Here is a 20,166-nt window from a genome sequence, read left to right on the forward strand (position 1 = left end):
GCTCAGCGTCATTCCGGGCTCGTTCTTTTCCACCACTTCCTTGGCACAATTTGGTCGTAGCCCTTATCCAATACGTCGAAGAGCAGATCGACCTCTTTCGATTCTTCATGGCTCGGGAAGTGCTTCCGCGTGATTCCGAACTGCGTCTCGGCTTCCACCACAAAAGCCTCGCATTGCTCTAGGGCGTTGGTCACTAGGGTCATTTCCGCATAGCTGTATTTGCTGTCATCGCGCAGGTTGTCGAGTTGGAGATGGGCTAAACGCTGGTTTCTTATGTCCCTGAACGCCGAAGCGATACCGACTTTCGCGGCCTCCAGCTTCTCAGCGTAGAGACCCGGATCAGCAGCTCCCTCCTTGAACGAATCGAAGCGATTGAGCGTGAATGTGTCGTTGCCGAAAATGCTCTCTCTGTCAACAAGCCGCGCCAATCGAATCGTCATCTCATCGAGCAAAGAATCCTGTATTGTTGCCGACAAAACGCCGGCAACTCGGTTAAGCGCATCTACGCGTGCTTCGTCTTTGCAGAACATCTCTACGTAGTAGTTCTTAATCAGCTCGATTAGGAACAGCTCGTCCAGTAGACATGCCACGAGAAAGCCGATTTCGCTTCCATCGCCATATCTTTCTTCGCACTCTTTGAATAGACTCGATTGCAAAGGTTCGCCAACTCCCTCCGTTCTCTAGCGCCACAGAAGACAGGGAGCTAGAACTCGACGTTGTCGAAGGTGAACGCCTTCAGCGCCAAATCGATGAGCTTTGTCGTGCGAGCTTCGATTTGGTCTCGCGTCCACATTTCCTCCGAAACCAGATCGTCGTTCAGGTTCAAGCCGTTTCGATAGCCCACATTGATGCCGTTTGAGTCTTGCCTGTCCCTCTTCTCGATGAAAGACATGTTGCTTAGCTTGGAGTTGTATCCGGAGATAGTTAGATTGCCCAAGGTATGCACGAGCTCTGCCTGTATGCTCTCAGCCATCGCCTTGTCGCCATCTCCTACCATCTCGATCCAGTCCTTGGGGATGTTCTCGCCCTGAGGGAAGACGTGCTCGATCGTCCATACGTAGTTACCGGATGGATAGCGCTCCCAAAGGCCTTTCATCTCCTTGGTCACACTGGGCTCTGCCAGTGTGGTGAGAATGTACCGGGTCATGTCTGGATTAACGTCGTAGATAGGCCCCGCAAGCCTATCCTCGAACGTCGCGTCGCTCGCGGATATGTCGACGAGCCTCTCCTTTACGTATCGCGCGACGCCCACGCCCGACAAGCCCTTGTCCTCGATGCTCTCACAGATGTTGATGAAGAGGCGCTCCAAGTCGCGCGTCGGCGGCGTGTCGGTGACATTGCGTCGCACGAAGAACAGCGTCAGCAACTCGACAGTCTTCGCAAGAGTGGCTTTATCGATTTCGAGCTCTCCCTGGCGCTTTATCAGGAACAGCAGGAGCAGATATGAGGGCACTCCTTGGGCTCTCGCCAATTCCGTGAGCTTAGCCTCGACCCTCGCATCCATGCCCTCGCGGTTGACCCCGACTATCTGGGAGTAGATTGCGGAGTTCACGATGAGCTCGTCGAGCACGCTCAAAGCGCCCGACTCCTGCCCGATCCTCTTCTCGTAGATCTTCAGAAGGTTCGAGCGCGTGGCCACCGAGCCGAGGGGCAGCTGCGCCCCGCCCTCCTGAATGAACGGCTTATTCACGTCTCTGCGAAAAGCGTCGTAATTCTGGCGGAAGAATCGCTCTTGCGTAGTGTAGTCGTCTCCGAGATTTCGCAGCATCTCCTGCCACTGGTCGAAATAGTAGTCGAGCTCGTTCTCATCTGCATCTGCCACTCTCGCGAGAAGGGTGTTCTTGATCAGGTCGACGGCCGATAGAGGAACCCCGCGATTGTTCAGGGACGCGAATAGCGTATACGCGTCGGCATGGCTGTCGACGCTGATCTGGACGAGCACGGCCGAGCAAAGAAGCTGGCTCATCTCCAGAAGCTTCCTCACCGCCCGCTCATCGTCCATACCCTCGATTTCTTCCCCGATCCGGTCGTAGAAGTAGTCGAAGGCCTTTGACATCTTTCTCACGCCATAGTACTTAGGCTTCTGCACCACAGCTTCAAGCCCAGCGTTCTCCTTGAGCGTCCATCTGTAGTCATCGAGGTTGTGGTTCTGAACCTGCGGCACAACACGGCTTTTACCTTTGTCGGCCTTTAGGATGAGCCTGTTTCTCAGCGGTCTGATGTCGTCTGAGTTCATGTCCTCGTCGATGGCACCCGGATGCTCGTTGAGCCTGGCGTAGAGGGCGGCTAGCAGGAGGCTGATGGTCGTCAGGCGTTGCTGGCCGTCAATGACCTCAAAGTTGATGATGTTGGTTTTGGGATCGATCTCGCTCTGTATGACGATGATGGAGCCGAGAAAGTAGCCAGGGTCGTTGTCGAAGACATCATCGTAGAGGTTGCACCAATCTCGCTGCCCCCACGTGTACTCGCGTTGATACCGCGGGATATTGTAAACCTTCAGCGCGTCTGTAGAGAGGATGTCGGCTATAGAAGGGTCGCTGACGTTCTTGATCATATATTTTTCCTAATCGCATGTATTCGAATTACTGTTTAAGGACTTCAAGCTCTTTGATGGCAGGCAGGCTATCTACTATCTCCATCGTGTTCAGAGAAATCGTCACTACTTTTTTAATCAAATCGACGATGTACCTTTCGTCTTGGCTATACAAATTGGGGTCATTCACAATTCCAGATTTCCCCTTAGTGTCCTCCTGAATGGCATATTCCTTGATGATCCATTCGACTGCACTCCTGCCTTTGATGGTATAGCGATAAGCGCTTAGCGGGATCTCCGAGAGTGTCAGATACTCATTGATAACGATTTTTGACAGATCCTGTTCACCAGAGCGCTTCGGGTGTTTCATTTTCTTGACCGTAAAGTTGCGTTCCTCGCTCTTCCACTCTTCCTGGAGTGGGTAAGGATCAACAGATTCGTAATTAACATGCATACCCAACAGTGCCTTCCCTGCCGTTGCGAATGCTTTGAAATCTTTTGCGAGAGGCACTCTCGGAATCTGCTTCTTGAGATCACTAGCAAATCTCGTTCGATACTCAGGAGAGTGCAAAATCCCGTAAACGTAATTGAAGACATCTTCCTTAGATATTGAGGGAGTACCGTAGGCAGATCTGAATAGGCTCAAGGCATAGTCAGTAATTCCGTCAACCTCTTTGATGGTCTGTTTAGCATGAGTATCCGAAAACAAGCCGCCGATAGGCTCTTCTTTTTCGTACCAATGTTGTGCAACCCACTGGCTGCCCTCAGACCCCCCAAAAGACGAATTGGCGATATTGTTTACTGCGAAGATGAAACTTTCCGTTGAGCCTGGCGAATTAAAACCTATAGATATATTTCGACTGTTTTTGCGAGGATAGTAGGAACCTTGAAGCCCAGGGACTTCGTTAAGTTCGCGACTATAATAGAGGAACCTCCGCGAAAAGGGCCTATATGCTGCCGAATAGATGGCATTGGCATCAAATCTAACCTTTTCACCTCTTTTGGCCCTATTAAGTAAAGCACGTGTCCATTTAATCTGCCCTGGATCGCTATCGACGAAATCGCGTATCCCTGTTTCTGGGTTCGAAGAGATGTATCTCTCGGTCTCTTGATTGTATTTATCGATTAAGCGCTTCATGTTCTCTTCGACAGACGCTCTTGAGTAGTTGAATGCCCATGCGTCACGATTTGTAACTACGCCGTTCGTAATCCTCGAAAAGACACCTCTTCCATCTTCGGAATAAATTGGGACAAACGTTTCAAACGACTCGTCGCGTTGATTTATCCAATCGTGGTGTGCATTTGGATGGATGCTTTTCCAATCTTTAGACTTCGGATCAAAGGGATTAGTGCGCAACAGTGCCAGCTTATCTGCCGCAGAGAGTCCATCGGGCACAGCAAAATAATGGATGTTTGCCTCTCCGACTTTGGAGGGCTTCTTTACTAAGAACGTGATTGCGATGCCAGCCTGAGACCCGCTATCGAATACCTTACCGCCCTCTGCGCGCCAATTCACGCTCTTTTGATTACCCCTTAAATCATAGACGTAGATATCGGAGTATTCCCTTTCGAGACTCTTCCTGAACCCATCGGTGCTGGCTGCGTCCAGCCACCCGGAATTCGTGACAAAACTGACGACTCCCTTATCTTGGATCCGATCTGTCGCCCATCTGAATGCACGTATATAGGGATCGTAAAGACTTTTAACGAGTCCTGCGGCGGAATGCCTTGCGTAAGTGTCCGCAATTCTCTTATCAAGAGTTTCATATTTCATATTCTGGTTGTTATCGTTTGCATTGCTCTGGCCGATCGAATAGGGAGGATTCCCGATTATCACGGTAATAGGAGACTCCATCTCCCGAAGGATTCGCTCCGTATTATCAACAAAGGTCTCAAGATCAAGAGGATCTCCCTCTTCATACATCTGGAATGTGTCGGTTAGAACGGCCCCTTCAAAAGGCGAATAGTCACCCGAAACGCGAGAATGGTATGCGTGTTCGATATTAATTGTTGCGATGTAGTAGGCGAGCAGCAGTATCTCATTGCACCACATCTCACCGTGATATTTCCTTGGGAGCTTATCGCCCGGCATCAGCTCCTTATCCTGGATGAGATTCACCATAAACGTGCCAGTTCCCGTAAATGGGTCAAGTATGTTGATCTCGGGATCGAATAGTCTCTGCCCAAACTCTTCTTGCAGCAATCGATCAGTAGCTTGGAGTATATAGTCGACTATTTCATTCGGGGTGTACACGATGCCCATCTTCTCGGACGTTGCCTTGAACGCCTGGCTGAAGAACTTCTCGTAGAGCTCTTTGATAATCTTCTGCCGGCCTCCGTCGGTTCGCACGCCCTCGGCGCGCAGGCGCACGCTTGAGTAGAGCTCGGCGAGCTCGCGCCTCTCCGAGTCGGTCTCGATGCCGTGGCCTCGGAGGGTCTCGACCATCCCCTCCATGGCGATGGAGACGGGGTTGGAGCTCGCGAACTCGGCTCCTGCGAACAGCGCCTCGAACACCGGCAGCGTGATCATGTGCTGCGCGAGCATCTCCACCGCCTCGTCCTCGGTGATGCCCTGGTTCAGCGAGTCCCTGAGTCCCTTGAGGAACGATGCGAACTCTGCAGAGGCCGGGCCTCCGTCGAGGACGAGCTCGCCTACGCGCTCGATATGCCTCTTGGCGATCTTTCCGATGTCCTTCGCCCAGTCCTCCCAGTAGACCTTAGTTCCGCACTTGCGGACGAGCACGGCGTTCACGGCCTCCTGCAGCTCCTTGTCGGAGAAGTCGAGCTTCATCTGCTGGCCCTCGCCGTCGAGCTCGGGCGGCAACGCGCCCTTGCCCTCGCCGGTTGCATTCGGGGGCTTCTGGCCGTCCTTCGACACGTTGATGACGTCGACGACTGCCGTCGTGGCAGGGTCGTATTCGAGCCCGTTGATGGATCCGTCGAGACGCTCGTCGTGGCTGCGGAGAGCCTGCACGATCTCCCAGACGACCTTGAAGGCGTCCGTGTTGTCAAGGGCCTCCTCGGGCGTCATGCCCGCAGGTATGACGACGGGAAGGATGATGTAGCCGTACTCCTTGCCCTCAAAGCGACGCATCACGCGGCCCACTGCCTGCACCACCTCGATTCGCGACTTCTTGGGCTGGAGGAACATGATGGCGTCGAGGTTGGGGACATCAACGCCCTCGGAGAGGCAGTGGACGTTGGAGAGCACGTGGCACTCGCCTCCGTCCTCGTCCGGGTCGTCGACGTCGGCGAGCCAGCGCAGCTTCTCCTTGCGAAGGCCCATGTCCATGGTGCCGTCCACGTGATCGACGACGCACTCCAGCAGCGGCACGTCGTTGCCCTGCTCGTTCTCGTAGTCGATGTAGGCGTTGACCGTCCTCTGGAAGTAGTCGGTCATGCGCTTGGACTCGGGGATGGTGGAGCAGAAGGCCACGGCGTTCTTCAGGCTCACTCCCTCGTCGCCCTTGCCCTGGTCGGCGAGGCCCTTCCAGCACCCGATGACCTTTGCGGCGTCGGTGATCTCGAAGCCCTCCTCGCTCGCCATCGCCATCTGGTAGACGTCGCTCACGACGTCCTCGGAGACCGTCAGCGCGATGACTCGGTAGTCGGTGAGCAGCCCCTCGTCCACGGCGCGGCCGAACGTGAGGCGGTAGAAGACCGGGCCGAACTTCGCCTCGTCGTCCATGGAGGAGATCTCGTAGTTCTCGGTCTTGGCCTGACGGCGCGCGTTGTCGCCGTAGAGCTTGGGGGTCGCCGTCATGTAGATGCGGCGGTGCGCCGACACGAGCCTGTTGTCGTGGACCTTCGTGAACTCGCTCTGCTTCTTCAAGTCGTCCGCCGCCTCGGAAGCTCCGGTCGTTCGATGTGCTTCGTCCGAGACTATCAGGTCGAAGGGGTCGAGTCCCATGCGCTGGGCGTCGGACACGACCTGTATGGACTGGTAGGTCGAGAAGACCACGTTGATCCCGCTGCCCTTGTCGAATCGCCTCACCTGCGCGCAGAGGTTCTCGGGGTCGGTGGTGGCGGGATACGGGATGTCGGATAAAGAGGTCTCCCAGGTGTCGCCATCGGTGCTCGAAGCCTTCGCATCCGAGCACACGACGGCGCAGCGCATGGCGCGCTTGGACTGGTTCGCCCACTCGCGCATCGTCTGCGCGACGAGCGCGATTGAGGGCGCGAGGAAGAGGACCGTGGATCCTTCGGGCAGGAGCTCCTCCGTGAGCCGGAGGGACGTGAGCGTCTTGCCCGTGCCGCATGCCATGATCAGCTGTCCGCGCTCGCTCTCCCCGAAGCCCTCAAGGCAAGCGTCGATGGCCTCGCGCTGGTGAGGCAGCGGCTCCTTGAACTTGCGTTCGGCGGTCTCGCGGCCCTCCATGAAAGCATCCCAGTCGACCTCGGAGTCGGCCATGCCGTCGGCGAAGAGCCTCACCGTGTCCCATTGCCTCGCGATCTTGTTCAGGTTCGGGCCGAAGTCGGCGCAGGTTGTGACGATCATGTTGTGCTTGTACTGGTCGGTCGCGCCGGTCTTCCCGTAGAAGGTGGCCACGTCGTTGTAGTCGAGTGCCGCCTTCTGGTAGCACTTGCACTGGATCGCCCAGTAGCTGCCGTCCTCCGCATCGAGGGCGACTAGGTCGATTCCCATGTCGATGCCGTCGTTTGTGGGGGCGTCCTTCCACATCCACACCTTGCTGAAGCGCTGGCTGTACACCGGGTCGTGCTCCAGGAAGAAGCGCGTCGCGCGCTCGAACTTGTCGCCCTTGTCGCGCTCGCTCTCCGAGGTCTCCCGGATCCAGTCGATGACGTGGTAGATGGTGCGGCTCGATGACTGGTCGTAGCGGAGCTGCGCGGCGTCGGGGTAATGCCGGCCCTGCAAGCCCAGCACCTCCGCCTCGACCTCCCTGAGCATGGACTCGTCCAAATCGAGCACTGAGACCTTCCAGGCGCATTGGAGGTAGGGGTTGTAGATGCCGACCTTCGTGATGCCCTTGAACTCGGGCTGGTCGGAGTGCAGGCTCAAAAGGTAGTAGAGGAGGACCTGCAGAGTGGAGTTCTTGTTCGGCTGTGCCTTCCTCACCTTGAGGTCCCAGATAGTGTCCGATGTCAGATAGTCGGAGTCGCCCGACTCGATGCTGTCGCTGTAGCCGCCGCTGAAGGTGAAGCCGCTGTCGATCACTGGGCCGTTCTCCTCGAAGAATTCTACGGTCCTCTCGATGAGCGTCCGGATGTCCGCCACGGTCTGATCATCTGGCTCGATCTCGCTCACCGGCTTGTAGGCCCTCGCTCCCGCCCTGAAGGCGGAATCGAACCCGGATAGCTTGCATATGCGCACGATGGAGCCCGAAGACAGTACCCCGTCTTCGCCCGCGATATCGTCAAGCTCGCCCAGGAGCTCTTCCGCCTCGCTCAAGGCACCCACCAATGATGCGCCTGCCAGGGCCACCGAGAACACTTCTCGCGATGGCGCGCCTTGCGCGAGCCTGGTGCCGTAGTCGACGGCCAGCCCGACGATGGCCGGGTGGATGTTGTACTCTCCGCTGACGGACCTCCCGTCGCTATACTCCGTCATATCGAACTTGGATAGAGGCAGGTAGCCCTTACGGGGCTGGTGCGCCGTTCCGACGATCTGGGTTACTGAGGGCATAGGCCCCTCCATTCGGTAATTCTGCTAACCAATCTATATCTAGAGAGCGTCCGCCATCTTAAGTAGATACTCCCTGTACTCCTTCTTCAGGCTCTTCGGTGCATGCAGCCTCACCGTTCCGCCGAGGCCTGCGAGCCAGCCGAAGAACTGCTCGGACTTGTGCACCTTGACTATCGCCTTGGCGGTGCCGCCGTCGTGCCGGTACATCTCGGCTGAATCGCCGAAGCGGTCCATGATGATCTCGACCTTGTCGGCGTTGACGAGCAGTGTTGCCGTGACGGGGTCTCCCCCGAAGCGACCGAACAGCTCGTGCCCATCGCCCTCGAAGGTATGATGCGTTATCTCGTCATTCTTGGTTGCCCGTTCATCGGACACCCTGACGCTTTCCATGCGGTCGATACGGAACTCGGTCATGTTCCCGTGGTCGTCGTTCCAGGCGGTGAGGTAGTAGTAGCCGTCCGAGAAGGCGATGCCGACCGGCGTCACAACGTGCTTCTTGCCGTCATGGGTTGCGTAGCGCGTGCCATCGAGCGCGTATTTGTAGTACTTGAACTCGACCTTCTTCTGGAGCCTCATGGCGTCATGGAGCGTGTCGATGTCCTGAAACACGCTGTCGCGCTTGGAGGTAATCCTCCCGGGGACGTGGATGCGGCGGTCAAGCAGCGCGCGCTCGTGGTCGCTCGCGAGAAGCTTCAGGTTCGTCGTCAACGACCGGGACTGCCTCTTGGTGAGGAACTTGCACGACTCCACGGCGTCCACCAATAGCATAAGCTCCGACAGCGTGAAGTCCCGCGTGGCGATGGCGTACTGCACGGGGTTCCTCTGGTAGGTCTGTATGTCGATGCCGAACTCCCTGAGCGCCTCGATGTCGCGGTAGAGCCCCTTGCGCTCCGCCTGGATGCCGTAGTCGGCGAGCCTCTCGATAATCTGGCGAAGCGACAGGCCGTGCTCGGCATCCGTCTCGTCCTGGAGGATGCGCATCACGTAAAGCGTCTTGAGCTTCGCCTTCGGGTTGTTCGACATGGGATTCCCTCAATTCCTCGCGCCTTGACGTATTACGAAAGCGCCATTGTCCATTCTAGGCGATAATCCGCCCCAAGGTCCCTGGGTGTCCCATGGGCGCACAAACTCTCCCTCCATGCGGTGGTCGCCCGCTTGCCTTCATGCCCGCACGAACTCTTATTCGCCGATCCTCCGAGCGGGCCCGCCCTTGGCCTTTCCTTATTCGACGCACGTTCGCACGGAACCGCTTGGCCTTCGCAAGGGCCGCGATACTTTTCCGATTTCTTCTCGCGGGGAATGCACCGCCGTATGCGCGAGAACAAATCCGAAAACTACCACGGCGGGGACGTTCTTCCCACGTGCCGCTTCGCTTTGACCCCTTGCGCAGGACGCGAACCCGCGCGCCCGCGATCTCACAAGGCAAGCCAAAGGGGCGAGCCGAAAGCAACAGGAGGTCACCGAAATGAAGAACTTCACCAGCAAGGCACTTGAGGCAGCAGAGATGTTCCTCATCCGCAGGGGCTTCGAGATCATCGAGCGCACCTGGGAGACCGAGGGCGACGGAGGGCTCGTGGACATCGTCGCCGAGGATGGCGGCGCAGTCGTCTTCGTCTCCGTCAAGAGCCGCGAGGCAAGCGACAAGGGCTTCCCCGAGAGCACCGCGAGCCGCGAGGAGCTCGAACGATTCGCAATCGACTGGTTCTCCCAGAGCCCGGAGCAATGCGAGGAGTGCATATTCCGATTCGACACGATCGCCCTCATCCTCGTCAGCCCCGACCGCGCGATCATCCGCCACCACATCAACGCAATGGCGCCAGGCTGCGACATCGACTCCGAGGAGGAGTAACGACCTCCTGACATCCTCCTCCGGAGGAAACCCGGCCCCCGCTCGGGCAGGCGCCCGGGCGGGGACGCGGGACGACCGGCCAAGAGAAAGGACACCACCATGGGACTTGACATGTACCTCACCAAGAACCGCCCCGGAACCGACGGATGCGAGCTTCTCGCCTACTGGAGGAAAGCCAACCACGTGCACGGGTGGTTCGAGCGCAACACCTCCGACGGATACATCGAGAACTGCGAGCTCTACCCGGTGTGCCGAGGCGACCTGGTCTGCCTCATGAGCGACTGCCGCAAGGTCCTCGACGATCCCGGATGCGCCGCGAGGGTCATGCCCCGCGAGGACGGCTTCTTCTTCGGCGCCCAGGCCTTCGACGCCGACTACTTCGACAGCCTCGACGAGACGGTGGAGATGGTGCGGCACATACTTGAGGAGGTCGACGAGCGGGACGAGCTCTTCTACCACGCATGGTGGTAGATCGGCTGAATCTCACAGAACAGCACAATATTGTGCTGTTCTGTGCTATACTGGCAGTGTAATACAAATCGCGGGCGCCCCATTCCACCTCCGGGGGCGCCCCCGGTCAAGACGCAAGCAGGAAGGAGCCTTCATGCGCACTATCGCCATATCCAACTACAAGGGAGGCGTGGGAAAGACCACCACGGCGGTGAACCTCGCCGCGATCTACGCCTCCCGGGGCAAGCGGGTCCTGCTCATCGACCTCGACCCGCAGGCATCCGCCACCGACTACTACGGGCTCTACGACAAGGCGAGGTCTGAGGGCCGCACGTCGGTCGAGCTCCTGTACGAGGGGGCGTCCGTGGCCGACATCGCCTACCCGTGCGGGGACGCGGGCCTGTCGGTCATCCCCTCGGTGATCGAGCTCGTCGACCAGAACGAGCTCCTGCTTCGCGAGCAGAGGCTGAAGTTCGCCCTCGACGACGCGGCGGAGGACTTCGACATCGCGATCATCGACTGCTCTCCCGTGCTGAAGCGCCTCGCGTTCAACGCATACCTGGCGGCAGCAGAGGATGGCATCATCGTTATCCCGGTGAAGCTCGACTCAACTGTCATGCGGGGTACGGCTCTCACTGTGGAGGCGACGAGGGCGATCACGGAGGCGCTCCGCCTCCCGCGCCCCAAGTTCCGAATCCTTCGCACCTGCGTCCCGGGGCGCATGACGAACGCGGAGCGCACGGGAGCCGAGGTTCTCGACAGGTACTTCCCGGACGTCATGTTCGACACTGTCATCCACGCATCCTCCAAGGTCTGCGAGGGCAGCTGGCAATGGAAGCCGGTCGCGTCCTTCGAGCCCGGCAGCCGCCCGGCGAGGGATTACGCCGCGCTCGCGGAGGAGGTTTTCCATGAGCTCGCCTAGTGACGTCGCATCCGGCTTCTCCATCTCGGGCCTTCTCGACGAGTCCTCCCTCACCCGGGAGAGGTTCCCCATCGTGGAGATCGACGTCGGCGCCATCGAGGGGCACCCCGCCAACATCGCCTACTCCATGGACGAGAGGTCCATTGCCAACCTCGCCCGCTCGATAGAGAAGGACGGCCTCACCGACATCCCCCTCGTGCGCAAGCTCGACGACGGGCGCTGGCAGATGATCTCGGGGCACCGCCGGCTCGAAGCGTACCGCCTCCTCGCCTCCGGGGACGACTCCTTCGCGAGGATCCCGTGCCGCGTCGTGGAGGGGCTCACCGACTCCCAGGCGGTGACGCTCCTCCACACCGCGAACTACTTCGTCCGGGCCCTCACCGTCACCGAGCGCGCCCGGGCGACGGAGGCGCTCGGGCTTGAGGCGGAGCGCCTGCGTGCGGAGAACCCGGATCTCAAGGGCATGCGCACGGCCGACATCAAGGCCTCGATGGTCTACGAGCAGACCGGCCGCACCGTGTCGCCCAAGACCATCAGGCGCGAGGAGAAGCTCGCGAAGGTCATCAACGAGAGCCTCTCGCGCCACTGGGCGCAGGAGGCCGACGAAGGGAGGCTCTCGGCGTCGAGCGTCGACATGCTGAAGGACCTCCCGAAGGAGAAGCAGGCGCGTCTGTTCGCGGGACGCCCTGCCGGGCTCAACAAGAAGGAGACCACCGACTACCTCAAGGAGGAGCTCGGCGTCGAGGAGGAGGCGGACAGGAGGCTCGTGCGGATCCTCGACGACCTCAGGTCGTACGCCTCCTCGCACCTCGGCGAGGCGAGCAGCGCCGACCGGAAGGCCGTCGCCGAGATCAAGCGTCTGAGCGCCCGAATCGCCAAGTTGGTGGGATAAGTCCCCACCTCGGGGATTATCGGCGCTCAGACGCGAAATCCAGCAAGTAGCCCATGGCGTATTACATTTCCATTCCATCGCCATGGCACTTGCCCCCGGAGGCGTTCGATCAGCTTTGTCGCCGAGCAATTGAGGGGCTCGGCTCCGGCGACTCCGGGGGATGAACCAGGCGGGCTGCCTCGATGCTCGCGAAGCGTCGCTTCGAGGCTCATCGCCCGGCGGGGGATCCCCCGCGCCCCTGAAGACCTAGAGACTTCCGATGGTTAGGAGAAACATCATGACCGATACCAACAAGACCCACACCCTGAGCTTCCGCCTCGCCGAGGACGACTACCAGAAGCTCGTGGAGCGCTGCCGCGAGGCGGAGCTCTCGAAATCGAAGTACCTGCGTTACCTGATCCGCATCCCCGTGGTCACCGAGGGCGAGCATGCGGAGGACGTGCCGTGCCTCGTCCTCGACCGCAAGTCGCTCGCGAGGATCTCCAAGGAGCTCACCCGCTGGGGCTACCACTACAACCAGGCCGTCCACGCCATGAACTCCATCAACTACTACGTGGCGCACGGCAAGGCGACCTCCGACATCCTCGACGGGAAGGCCGAGAGCATCGAGTGCGCGCTCATCGACGTCAACGACAACGCCCAGCGCATCGTCTACGAGATCGCAGAGCTGCAGAGCAAGCAGCTCGTACAGGAGTGACCATGCCGATCCTGAAGGTCATATCCGGGCATGGCGGCACCGGGGGCATCCGCAACTACCTGGAGAAGGACGGTCGCGCGCTCGGCCGGGACTTCCTGAACCTGCCCGTAGAGGAGTGGATCACGGAGGACCGGGGCGGCGCGCCCCTCCGTGTCGAGTGGGACGCCGAGATGGATTCAACTCGCAGGGCCTACGGCACCGACGCCCCCTGGAAGGGCATGCGGGCGAGAACGTTCAAGCACTTCGTGATCTCGCCTGATCCCGAAGACGCTATAGGCATGGCCCAGCTCCGCGAGCTATCGCAGACATGGGCGGCCAAGCACTTCGGGTCGCATGAGGTGGCCATCGTCTACCACAACGACAACGAGGGGAACATCCCGCACGCCCATGTCGTGGTCAACAACGTCGACCTCAAGACGGGATACCGGCTCCACACCGACCATCCCGAGGATCTGAACCGGGACTTGCAGGACATGGCACGGGAGCGGGGGTTCACGGGGCTCTCCAACGTGATGCCGGGTCGCGGGGAGAGGAGCCGTGACGAGGGCAGGCCGCGAAGCCGCCAGGGAGTCTACTTCGGGCGCGCCGAGCGTGAGCTCATGCGCGAGGGCAGCTACTCCTGGGTGGGAGACATACGCGCGCGGGTGGCGCTCGCGAAGAACACCTCCCGAACCGAGGCGGAGTTTCTGGAGGCCCTCGACCGCCTCGGCTTAGAGGTGTCCGACAACTCCGCCAGCGCCAGGCGGGACGACTGGATATTCGCGTTTGCCGACCAGCCCACGCGGAGGGTGTCCGGCGAGAGGCTCGGCTACACGTTCGGCAAGCAGATGCTCCGCAGCCGCTTCGAGCGCCAGTCCTCGTATCGTCCGGAAGCAAGGTCGGGACGAGAGATCAAGCATCGTGCGGCCGAGGCGTTCGAGCTGAACGACCTTCAGGACCTGAGCCGACTCTCGGCCGTGCTTGAGACGTGCGCCAAGTTCGACGTTCGCTACATGGAGGACTTCGACAGGAGGATCGCGACGCTCGCGAGGCGCGGTCATGAGGACTCCGAGGGCTTCAGGCGGCTGGCAGAGGCGAGGGCGTACGTGGCCGATAACCGGCTCATGAACTGGCGCGAGGGAAGCAACGAACCGGCCCCGATGGCTACCCGCAGGCGGGGCGGTCAGGGAGAGGCCAAAAGGCAGAGGGCACAGGAGGCGGAGCGCATGCGCTACCGAGAGAGGGGCGAGCGATGATAGTCAAGATCACATACGACGACAAGCGGCTCGACGTGTTCGACACGTCCACGTTCACCCAGGCGATGCCCCTCGGCAAGCAGAACATGCTCACCAATTTTGAGGTGAGGTTCGACGACATGGCATTCGACGGCCTTTGGCTGACAGCGCACAGCTACCTCGCAGACGAGGCGTTCAAGAAGGAGGCCACCGAAGGAGAAGTGCCGGTTGCGCGGCGCACCAAAGGGTGGCGCTTCCTGCTCGCATCGTCCGAGGAGCTCAACCACGTGGAGCTCGTCGTGGTGGACGGAGAGGCGATCGTCAAACGGGTGCTCGGGGAGCTCGTGGACCTCCAGAGCTTCGACGAGAAGGCATACGAGTGCATCGGCTCATCGTCCAAGGGGCTTCACGAGCGCATCCGCGAGCTCTACCTCTATCTGCAGAAGACGACTGGTGAGATGGAGCCGTGCGTTCCAGGGATCCCGAGGCAGGTTGCAACGAAGGTGATGTCGCTCGGGGCCGAGGAGGTCGCAGAAGACGAGATGGACGAGGAATGGGGTGATCTCGATGAGGCTGGTTGGTAGCTTCGTGCGTTTCTTGATCAAGGCAGTATTCCGATTCATGTAGGGAGTGGTTGATATGAACAAGATCCTCGATAAGCTCAAAGGTGTAAGCACGTGCAGGGTTGCCGCTATTGTCGCAACGCTCCTGCTTGCCGTCCTGGTCGCAGGCTTGGCGGCTTGCTCGGCAGCCACGTTCTCAAGTGAGGCCGGCGCCGTGAAAGCCGTCGGGGACGCGGCTGCAGGCATCATCGACGAGGCGCGAGGGATCGAGTTCCCGGAGCAGGGAGACGAGGACAATGAGGCGTCTGAGTCGAGTCCTCAAGATGCCGAGGACGCAGAACCCGATAGCGGGGACGCGCCTTCGAGGCCTTCGCCGGAGCCAGGAATCGCAGATCGAGCACAGGCATCAGGCGGCACCGGCGACCCCGGTGGCTCCTCACAGAACACGGGAAGCGCCTACTCTGCGGGTTCCGCCCAAGCGCCCGCACAGCAGAAGAAGTGGGTTGAGGACACCGAGCAGGTCTGGGTTGAGGACAAGGCCGCATGGTCTGAGCAGGTGCCCGTCTACGGCACGAAGGAGGTGTCCATCTGCAACATCTGCGGACAGGACATCACGGGCAACACGTCGGCGCACGGCAAGGCCCATATGATCGCAGGAGAAGGCTCGGGGCACCACAGCGAGGTGCGTCGAGAGGTCACCGGCTACAACACGGTGAGCCACCCCGCAGAGGGCCACTGGGAGACCCGCGTCGTCGGTGGCCATTGGGAATGATGCATATAAGCTGCAGCAATTTCAGGCCATAGCCGGACAATGGCCAGACGCCTCGAAGAGAAAGGGAAAGAACTATGACAGATGCAGAGGCATTGAAGCTGCAGGATACGATAGGGTCGGCGCTGAGGGTTTTCGCCGGAGTGGAGCAGTCTCTCGGATACGTCGATGAGTCATCGAGCGATTACCACATGAGCCATATGCTCGCAGATGTTATGAGGGAAGAGATAATGAAGGTCATGAAAGCGTTCCCCGAGAGCTGGAAGGAGGAGATCATCGTCTTCTAGCCTAGGTCTATGCTGCAAGCCGTACATGGCCTCCATTGCGGGCGGGGACGCACCATGCGTCCCCGCCCGTATTCGTAGCCCCGCTATCTCCGCTCAGCGCTTCGGTTCCTTCCGGCAGCCATGTTGAGGGCCCAATAGAGACATCCTCCTAGCATGTAGGCAATGAGATCAAAGGGATCGCCGACGCTGTCAGTCAGGAAAGCAGGGGCAACGAGCTCCCAGAAGAGGCCGCACAGAAAAATGAAAACGAGTATCGTAGGCAAGCGCTTGAACCTGACGTCCGGCTTGACGAGGTCTATCAAGAGATTGGTATAAGCGAGGAAGGCGGTTCCGCCCAGGAAGTCGTTCGCATGGCATTGGAGCAAGTAGCCCACCAGATCGCCATCTGGGGATGAATACCATGGCTTTATTAGGAACTCGTTCGCCTCGAAAAGGACAAAGCAGATAGCGAGAGCGGAAGAGTCCAGAGCAAGGTATCGTCCCGACAGCTTGGCGTTGTGCTGGAGCTGAGAGCAGGTGGCCACGACAAACTTCCTTAGGCCGTTGCGGCGAGAATCCTCCTGCCCCATATCAGAAGGCTGCATGCGCTATCCGCAGAATGCGAACAGGGCAAGCCCGAAGGCGATGCCCAGAGCGATCACGAAGACCCACCAACAGCATCCATGGTTGTTGTTCATGCTAGCCTTTCCCTAGAGATTCGATCGAAACGATTATATCCGCTGAAGCTTCCCGATCTTGCGCATTCATGGGACACCCCCGCACGTGGTAGAAGGCTAACATGGCAGCATGATTCCTTATCCGACAAAGAGGAGCTGCGAATGGCGAGAATAGGCTGCCCTTGCGGCGGGTGTATCTCGAACACCTCCGACGGCGACGAGGTCGAATACTATTTCATGGCGGACGCGATGCTGAAGGAAAACTGGGAATCTAAGGCCTTCTTCGACATCCAGTACAGCGACCTGGCCACCGAGATCTGGAAATGCGACATATGCGACAGGATGCTGTTCTTCGAGGACGGAGCATCCGTGACGAGGTACATGAAGCGCATCGATGTTGACACTCTCACACCCTCCGACCTCGAAGCCGAGCATGTGGAGGGAATCTGCTACAACAACCTTTTGTTCAACGAGGTAGACCGTCACTTCACTTGGAGGAACGAAAGAGACGAATGCCCCGAGTACGCCTTCTTCGAAGACATGCCGGACGGCCACGACCTCCTGACCCCGGAAATCATGTTCAGAGAGGTGTTCAGTCACGAGAACGGCAGGTTCCGCAACTGGTGGTACGCGCGGCTGTATGATGACCTGCTCGTTTTCTATTCTCCCTACAAGGAAGATGGCGGCAAGCCTGTCAAGGCGTGGAGGCGCTACGAGCAGGTGTGGAATTGATGCTTGAAGCCCGGTTAGCTTCCAACTCGGGCGGTTTAAGCAAATCGAGGCCTTAAAATAGTATCCAAGTTTTAGGAGGATCTATGAGGAAGTCTCTGATAATCGTTTGCGGCGATTCCGACAGGAAGTACGCAACTTACATCCAGCAGCTGATAAGCGCCTTCGACGACGAGGGCGACGAAATCGTGGGAACGAGGGACGGCAGCGTCGATGCCGTCGTCTGGGACGAGAAGCACTACCTCGACAACATGAAGAAGTTGAACTCCTCGAACCACATCCTGTTCATCGGGGACACCAATGCCGCCAAGGAAGCGCGTTGCAACATGGACGTGAGATTCGACGAATTAGGCATGAGCTATGGATGGCTCGGCACGCAGGCTTTCATGCGAGTAGCCGACAACTCGCTTAACAAGGACAATTACGAGCACTTCAAAGAGCTGTGCGCGAAGTATGGCAAGAGCTTCGAGAAGGAGCTGGATCTGCATTTCAGCCCCAAGGAAGCTTCGAATGTTGGCAAGACGGCAGAAGAGGTCAAGCCGATTGATTTCCTGCCTGTGCCGCTAGGCTTTCTTTCTCCGGTTCTTGGCGTAGCTTCCGCAGTGGCAATGCACGGGAAGACCGTTGTAGACGCAGCTGGCCAGGCTCTGAACTTCGGAGGTGATCTGCTTCAAGCGGGCCAGGCGAAGGATCAGCAATACTCCCTTCTCTCGCTCATCGTTTACATGGATGCTCTTCCGGAGTTCTTGGGCGAGAGATGAGCGACGGGTTCAAAGACGGCTATGAGTTCTATGTAAGAACTGCTGGCGCACAGCTTGCCGCACTGACCGAGTCAGCGCGCATAGAAGCAATAGACCGTGAGATAGAAAAACTCTATCGCGAGATCGCAGAACTTGGCACGAACAAAACCGTTGAGACGCTGAGCGGCGACATCGCCGAGTTCTACCATGCCGACACCTTCAACATCGACGCGATACTCAACGACTCGTCCAATCGTGCGTACGTGCCACGCATCAACACCTTCGCTTCTCCCGATGTCGTATTGGATACCGGCGAGGCATTTCAGATCAAGTACTACGCAGATGGCGCAAAAAGCGCCAGGGCGCAAGCCGTTTCCCTAGAAGAGGCATCTCGCAATCCCCATACAAGCTCCGGGGCGATTAAGACTCTTGCATCCGATGGAGCAACGGGGTCGGATCCCATCTACGATGGAATGGGGAGGCTCATCCCCGATGGTCAACTGGACGAAGCAGACGTGTTCCTCGACCAGAAGATCGTCAAGGAATCCGTTGTGCGGCCAGATGAAGTAAGGCGCTACTCCGAAACGAAGGAAAAGCTCACCAGCACCGTCTCCGATAGGGACGGGATCTCCTCCAAAGGGCTCTCACGCGAGGAATCGAAGCAGCTCGCGAGGGAGTCGAAAGAGGGCTCGCTCGATCTTGCAAATCACGGCATTTCAGCCGATCAGCTGATGGAGGCGAAGCACATCGCCAAGGCGTCCCTCAAGGCGGGCCTCTCTGCAGCCGCGATCGCGGCATTGTTGCAGGCGGCCCCTAGCATCATTGAGTCTATCCAAGAGCTTGCACAAGAAGGGTCTATCGACCTCGGTCGCTTGCAGGAAGACGGCGCAGACACGGTGGCTGCAGGTGGTTCAGCATTCGTGACGGGTGCACTTACCGCTGCTCTGACCGACATGGCTCAATCGGGAAAGCTCGGCGAGTCCCTTGTAGGGCTTCCCTCTGCAGTGATCGCAAGCGCCACCGTGATCGCATTCAACGCTTTGAAGAACGGCATCAGGATGGCTCATGGCGATATGGATCAACGATCTTACGCCGATGCCATTTTGAACGATACATTCATCGCTTCCTGCGCCCTTGCATCGGGAATGTTGGGGCAGGCAGCATGCCCCATTCCCGCACTTGGTTACATGCTTGGGAGCTTTGTTGGCTCGGCTGTTGGTGGCCTCACGTACCAAGCCGGAAAGCAAGCGTTCATATCGTTCTCCGTGGAGCACGGTGCCACGTTCTTTGGGCTTGTAGACCAAGACTACGAGCTTCCAGACCCGGTCTTGAGCGAGATAGGGCTGGACGTCTTCGAGTATGACCGGTTCGCGTTCGAGCAACCCGCCCTGGATGGCTTCGCCCCAAGCTATGCAGAGATTGAGATGTCCGAAGGGCCGAAGCCCGCCATAACGCTTCCTCGCCGTGGGGTCATCGCTGTTGGGAAAGTCGGCTATGTTCTATAGCATAGACCGTCGTTCTTGAGTTCCAGGTCTGATATGAGCAGGTCGTGAATGCGAAGAGCTGCTCTGCTTCGCCCGGGTCGCACAAAATCAAATCTGACTCAGCGATGCGCTCTGCGGGGGCTACGCCTTGATCGATCCTCAGCGATTCGCGGCTGGCATTCACAACATCAATGGCGATGGGCGCAAGATGAAGGGTCTCGCCGCCGCGTTGGTAGATGATTATCTCATCGTGCTCTTGCGCATAAGCCTCGTCGATGAAGCTTGCGAAGTCGGCGAAGGCAGAGCCGTCCGACATGTGGTGGCCGTAGACCATGACGAAAGACGAGTCCAGCGAGCACTCGCTGTCTATGTAGGGCGTGCCGTAAGCGCCCTGCCCTAGCGCATCCCGATACAGGTATTCGTTGGGCTCGTCGGGGCTTGCCTGAACGACGGGTTCGTCGATTGACGTCCCTGGAACCTCGACCCAAGCGACGACCTCGGGCGGAAGGGACTCCCAGTCGATCTGGCGCACCTGGTCCGCATCCTCGGAACTCGCGATCATCTCAGCTAGTTCGGCGCGCTCGTCCTCCGGTGCCGTGACGTAGGTAACAAGCGCCGCGAAGGCGACGCTCAGGAGGATTACGCTGAGCACGCCCGTTAACTTCTCCAGCTTCTTCATATCCTTCTCCTATGCAACAGGAGCGGGCCGATCGGAAGGCCCGCTCCTTTGGGGATTA

Annotated in this window: 18 protein-coding genes; 12 read left to right on the top strand and 6 right to left on the bottom strand. The window is 58.8% G+C overall.

Features of this window, described 5'->3' with window-relative positions; all coding sequences use genetic code 11:
- Positions 1–8: 8 nt before the first annotated feature.
- Genes LPT13_RS06910 through LPT13_RS06925 form a run of 4 tightly spaced genes read right to left on the bottom strand, consistent with a single transcriptional unit; the run spans position 9 to position 9,200 of the window.
- Positions 9–656, bottom strand: a complete 648-nt coding sequence (locus LPT13_RS06910) for an AbiU2 domain-containing protein (RefSeq protein WP_242164937.1) — start codon at positions 654–656, stop codon at positions 9–11.
- Positions 657–703: 47 nt separating this feature from the next.
- The gene (locus tag LPT13_RS06915) at positions 704–2,554 is read right to left on the bottom strand and encodes a DUF262 domain-containing protein (RefSeq protein WP_242164939.1); all 1,851 of its coding nucleotides are present in this window, start codon (positions 2,552–2,554) and stop codon (positions 704–706) included.
- A gap of 28 nt (positions 2,555–2,582) precedes the next feature.
- Positions 2,583–8,177, bottom strand: coding sequence for a DEAD/DEAH box helicase (locus tag LPT13_RS06920; RefSeq protein ID WP_242164941.1), 5,595 nt, complete (start codon positions 8,175–8,177; stop codon positions 2,583–2,585).
- A 39-nt stretch (positions 8,178–8,216) separates the two neighbouring features.
- Complete coding sequence (locus tag LPT13_RS06925; RefSeq protein WP_242164943.1) at positions 8,217–9,200, bottom strand: helix-turn-helix transcriptional regulator; 984 nt, start codon at positions 9,198–9,200, stop codon at positions 8,217–8,219.
- Positions 9,201–9,642: 442 nt separating this feature from the next.
- On the opposite strand from LPT13_RS06925, the gene LPT13_RS06930 reads away from it, so the two are divergent.
- The 9 genes from LPT13_RS06930 (at position 9,643) to LPT13_RS06970 (ending at position 15,820) form a co-directional block, all read left to right on the top strand.
- Entirely contained in the window at positions 9,643–10,026 is a 384-nt protein-coding gene (locus LPT13_RS06930) for a YraN family protein (protein WP_242164946.1), read from the top strand.
- A 99-nt stretch (positions 10,027–10,125) separates the two neighbouring features.
- Entirely contained in the window at positions 10,126–10,497 is a 372-nt protein-coding gene (locus LPT13_RS06935) for a hypothetical protein (protein WP_242164948.1), read from the top strand.
- Positions 10,498–10,630: 133 nt separating this feature from the next.
- On the top strand, positions 10,631–11,398 hold the full coding sequence (locus tag LPT13_RS06940) for a ParA family protein (RefSeq protein WP_242164949.1): 768 nt from the start codon (positions 10,631–10,633) through the stop codon (positions 11,396–11,398).
- A complete protein-coding gene (locus tag LPT13_RS06945; RefSeq protein WP_242164951.1) occupies positions 11,385–12,290 on the top strand; it encodes a ParB/RepB/Spo0J family partition protein in 906 nt (301 codons plus the stop codon). Before LPT13_RS06940 ends, LPT13_RS06945 begins: the two co-directional genes overlap by 14 nt.
- Positions 12,291–12,567: 277 nt before the next feature.
- Complete coding sequence (locus tag LPT13_RS06950) at positions 12,568–12,987, top strand: plasmid mobilization protein (RefSeq protein ID WP_242164954.1); 420 nt, start codon at positions 12,568–12,570, stop codon at positions 12,985–12,987.
- Between the two features lie 2 nt (positions 12,988–12,989).
- The gene (locus LPT13_RS06955; RefSeq protein WP_242164956.1) at positions 12,990–14,222 is read left to right on the top strand and encodes a relaxase/mobilization nuclease domain-containing protein; all 1,233 of its coding nucleotides are present in this window, start codon (positions 12,990–12,992) and stop codon (positions 14,220–14,222) included.
- A complete protein-coding gene (locus LPT13_RS06960; protein WP_242164958.1) occupies positions 14,219–14,785 on the top strand; it encodes a hypothetical protein in 567 nt (188 codons plus the stop codon). Before LPT13_RS06955 ends, LPT13_RS06960 begins: the two co-directional genes overlap by 4 nt.
- A gap of 55 nt (positions 14,786–14,840) precedes the next feature.
- Positions 14,841–15,536, top strand: a complete 696-nt coding sequence (locus LPT13_RS06965) for a hypothetical protein (RefSeq protein WP_242164959.1) — start codon at positions 14,841–14,843, stop codon at positions 15,534–15,536.
- A 74-nt stretch (positions 15,537–15,610) separates the two neighbouring features.
- Positions 15,611–15,820 carry a hypothetical protein gene (locus LPT13_RS06970; RefSeq protein WP_242164961.1) on the top strand — a complete coding sequence of 70 codons (210 nt, stop codon included), beginning with the start codon at positions 15,611–15,613 and terminating at the stop codon, positions 15,818–15,820.
- An 83-nt stretch (positions 15,821–15,903) separates the two neighbouring features.
- Here LPT13_RS06970 and LPT13_RS06975 read toward each other — a convergent pair whose 3' ends face one another.
- Positions 15,904–16,344, bottom strand: coding sequence for a hypothetical protein (locus tag LPT13_RS06975; RefSeq protein WP_242164964.1), 441 nt, complete (start codon positions 16,342–16,344; stop codon positions 15,904–15,906).
- A 294-nt stretch (positions 16,345–16,638) separates the two neighbouring features.
- Between LPT13_RS06975 and LPT13_RS06980 the strand changes: the two genes are divergently transcribed.
- The 3 genes from LPT13_RS06980 to LPT13_RS06990 all read left to right on the top strand — a co-directional run bounded on the left by LPT13_RS06980 (position 16,639) and on the right by LPT13_RS06990 (position 19,450).
- Positions 16,639–17,208 carry a hypothetical protein gene (locus tag LPT13_RS06980; protein ID WP_242164965.1) on the top strand — a complete coding sequence of 190 codons (570 nt, stop codon included), beginning with the start codon at positions 16,639–16,641 and terminating at the stop codon, positions 17,206–17,208.
- Positions 17,209–17,291: 83 nt separating this feature from the next.
- The gene (locus tag LPT13_RS06985; RefSeq protein WP_242164967.1) at positions 17,292–17,966 is read left to right on the top strand and encodes a hypothetical protein; all 675 of its coding nucleotides are present in this window, start codon (positions 17,292–17,294) and stop codon (positions 17,964–17,966) included.
- Complete coding sequence (locus LPT13_RS06990; RefSeq protein WP_242164969.1) at positions 17,963–19,450, top strand: hypothetical protein; 1,488 nt, start codon at positions 17,963–17,965, stop codon at positions 19,448–19,450. Before LPT13_RS06985 ends, LPT13_RS06990 begins: the two co-directional genes overlap by 4 nt.
- On the opposite strand, the gene LPT13_RS06995 is transcribed toward LPT13_RS06990, so the two are convergent.
- On the bottom strand, positions 19,416–20,108 hold the full coding sequence (locus tag LPT13_RS06995; protein WP_242164971.1) for a class B sortase: 693 nt from the start codon (positions 20,106–20,108) through the stop codon (positions 19,416–19,418). The two genes, LPT13_RS06990 and LPT13_RS06995, sit on opposite strands and share 35 nt — an antisense overlap.
- Positions 20,109–20,166: the final 58 nt, after the last annotated feature.

Origin of the sequence: Adlercreutzia faecimuris, assembly GCF_022669055.1 — a bacterium.
In the GTDB taxonomy this organism is placed as follows: Bacteria; Actinomycetota; Coriobacteriia; order Coriobacteriales; family Eggerthellaceae; genus Enterorhabdus; species Enterorhabdus faecimuris.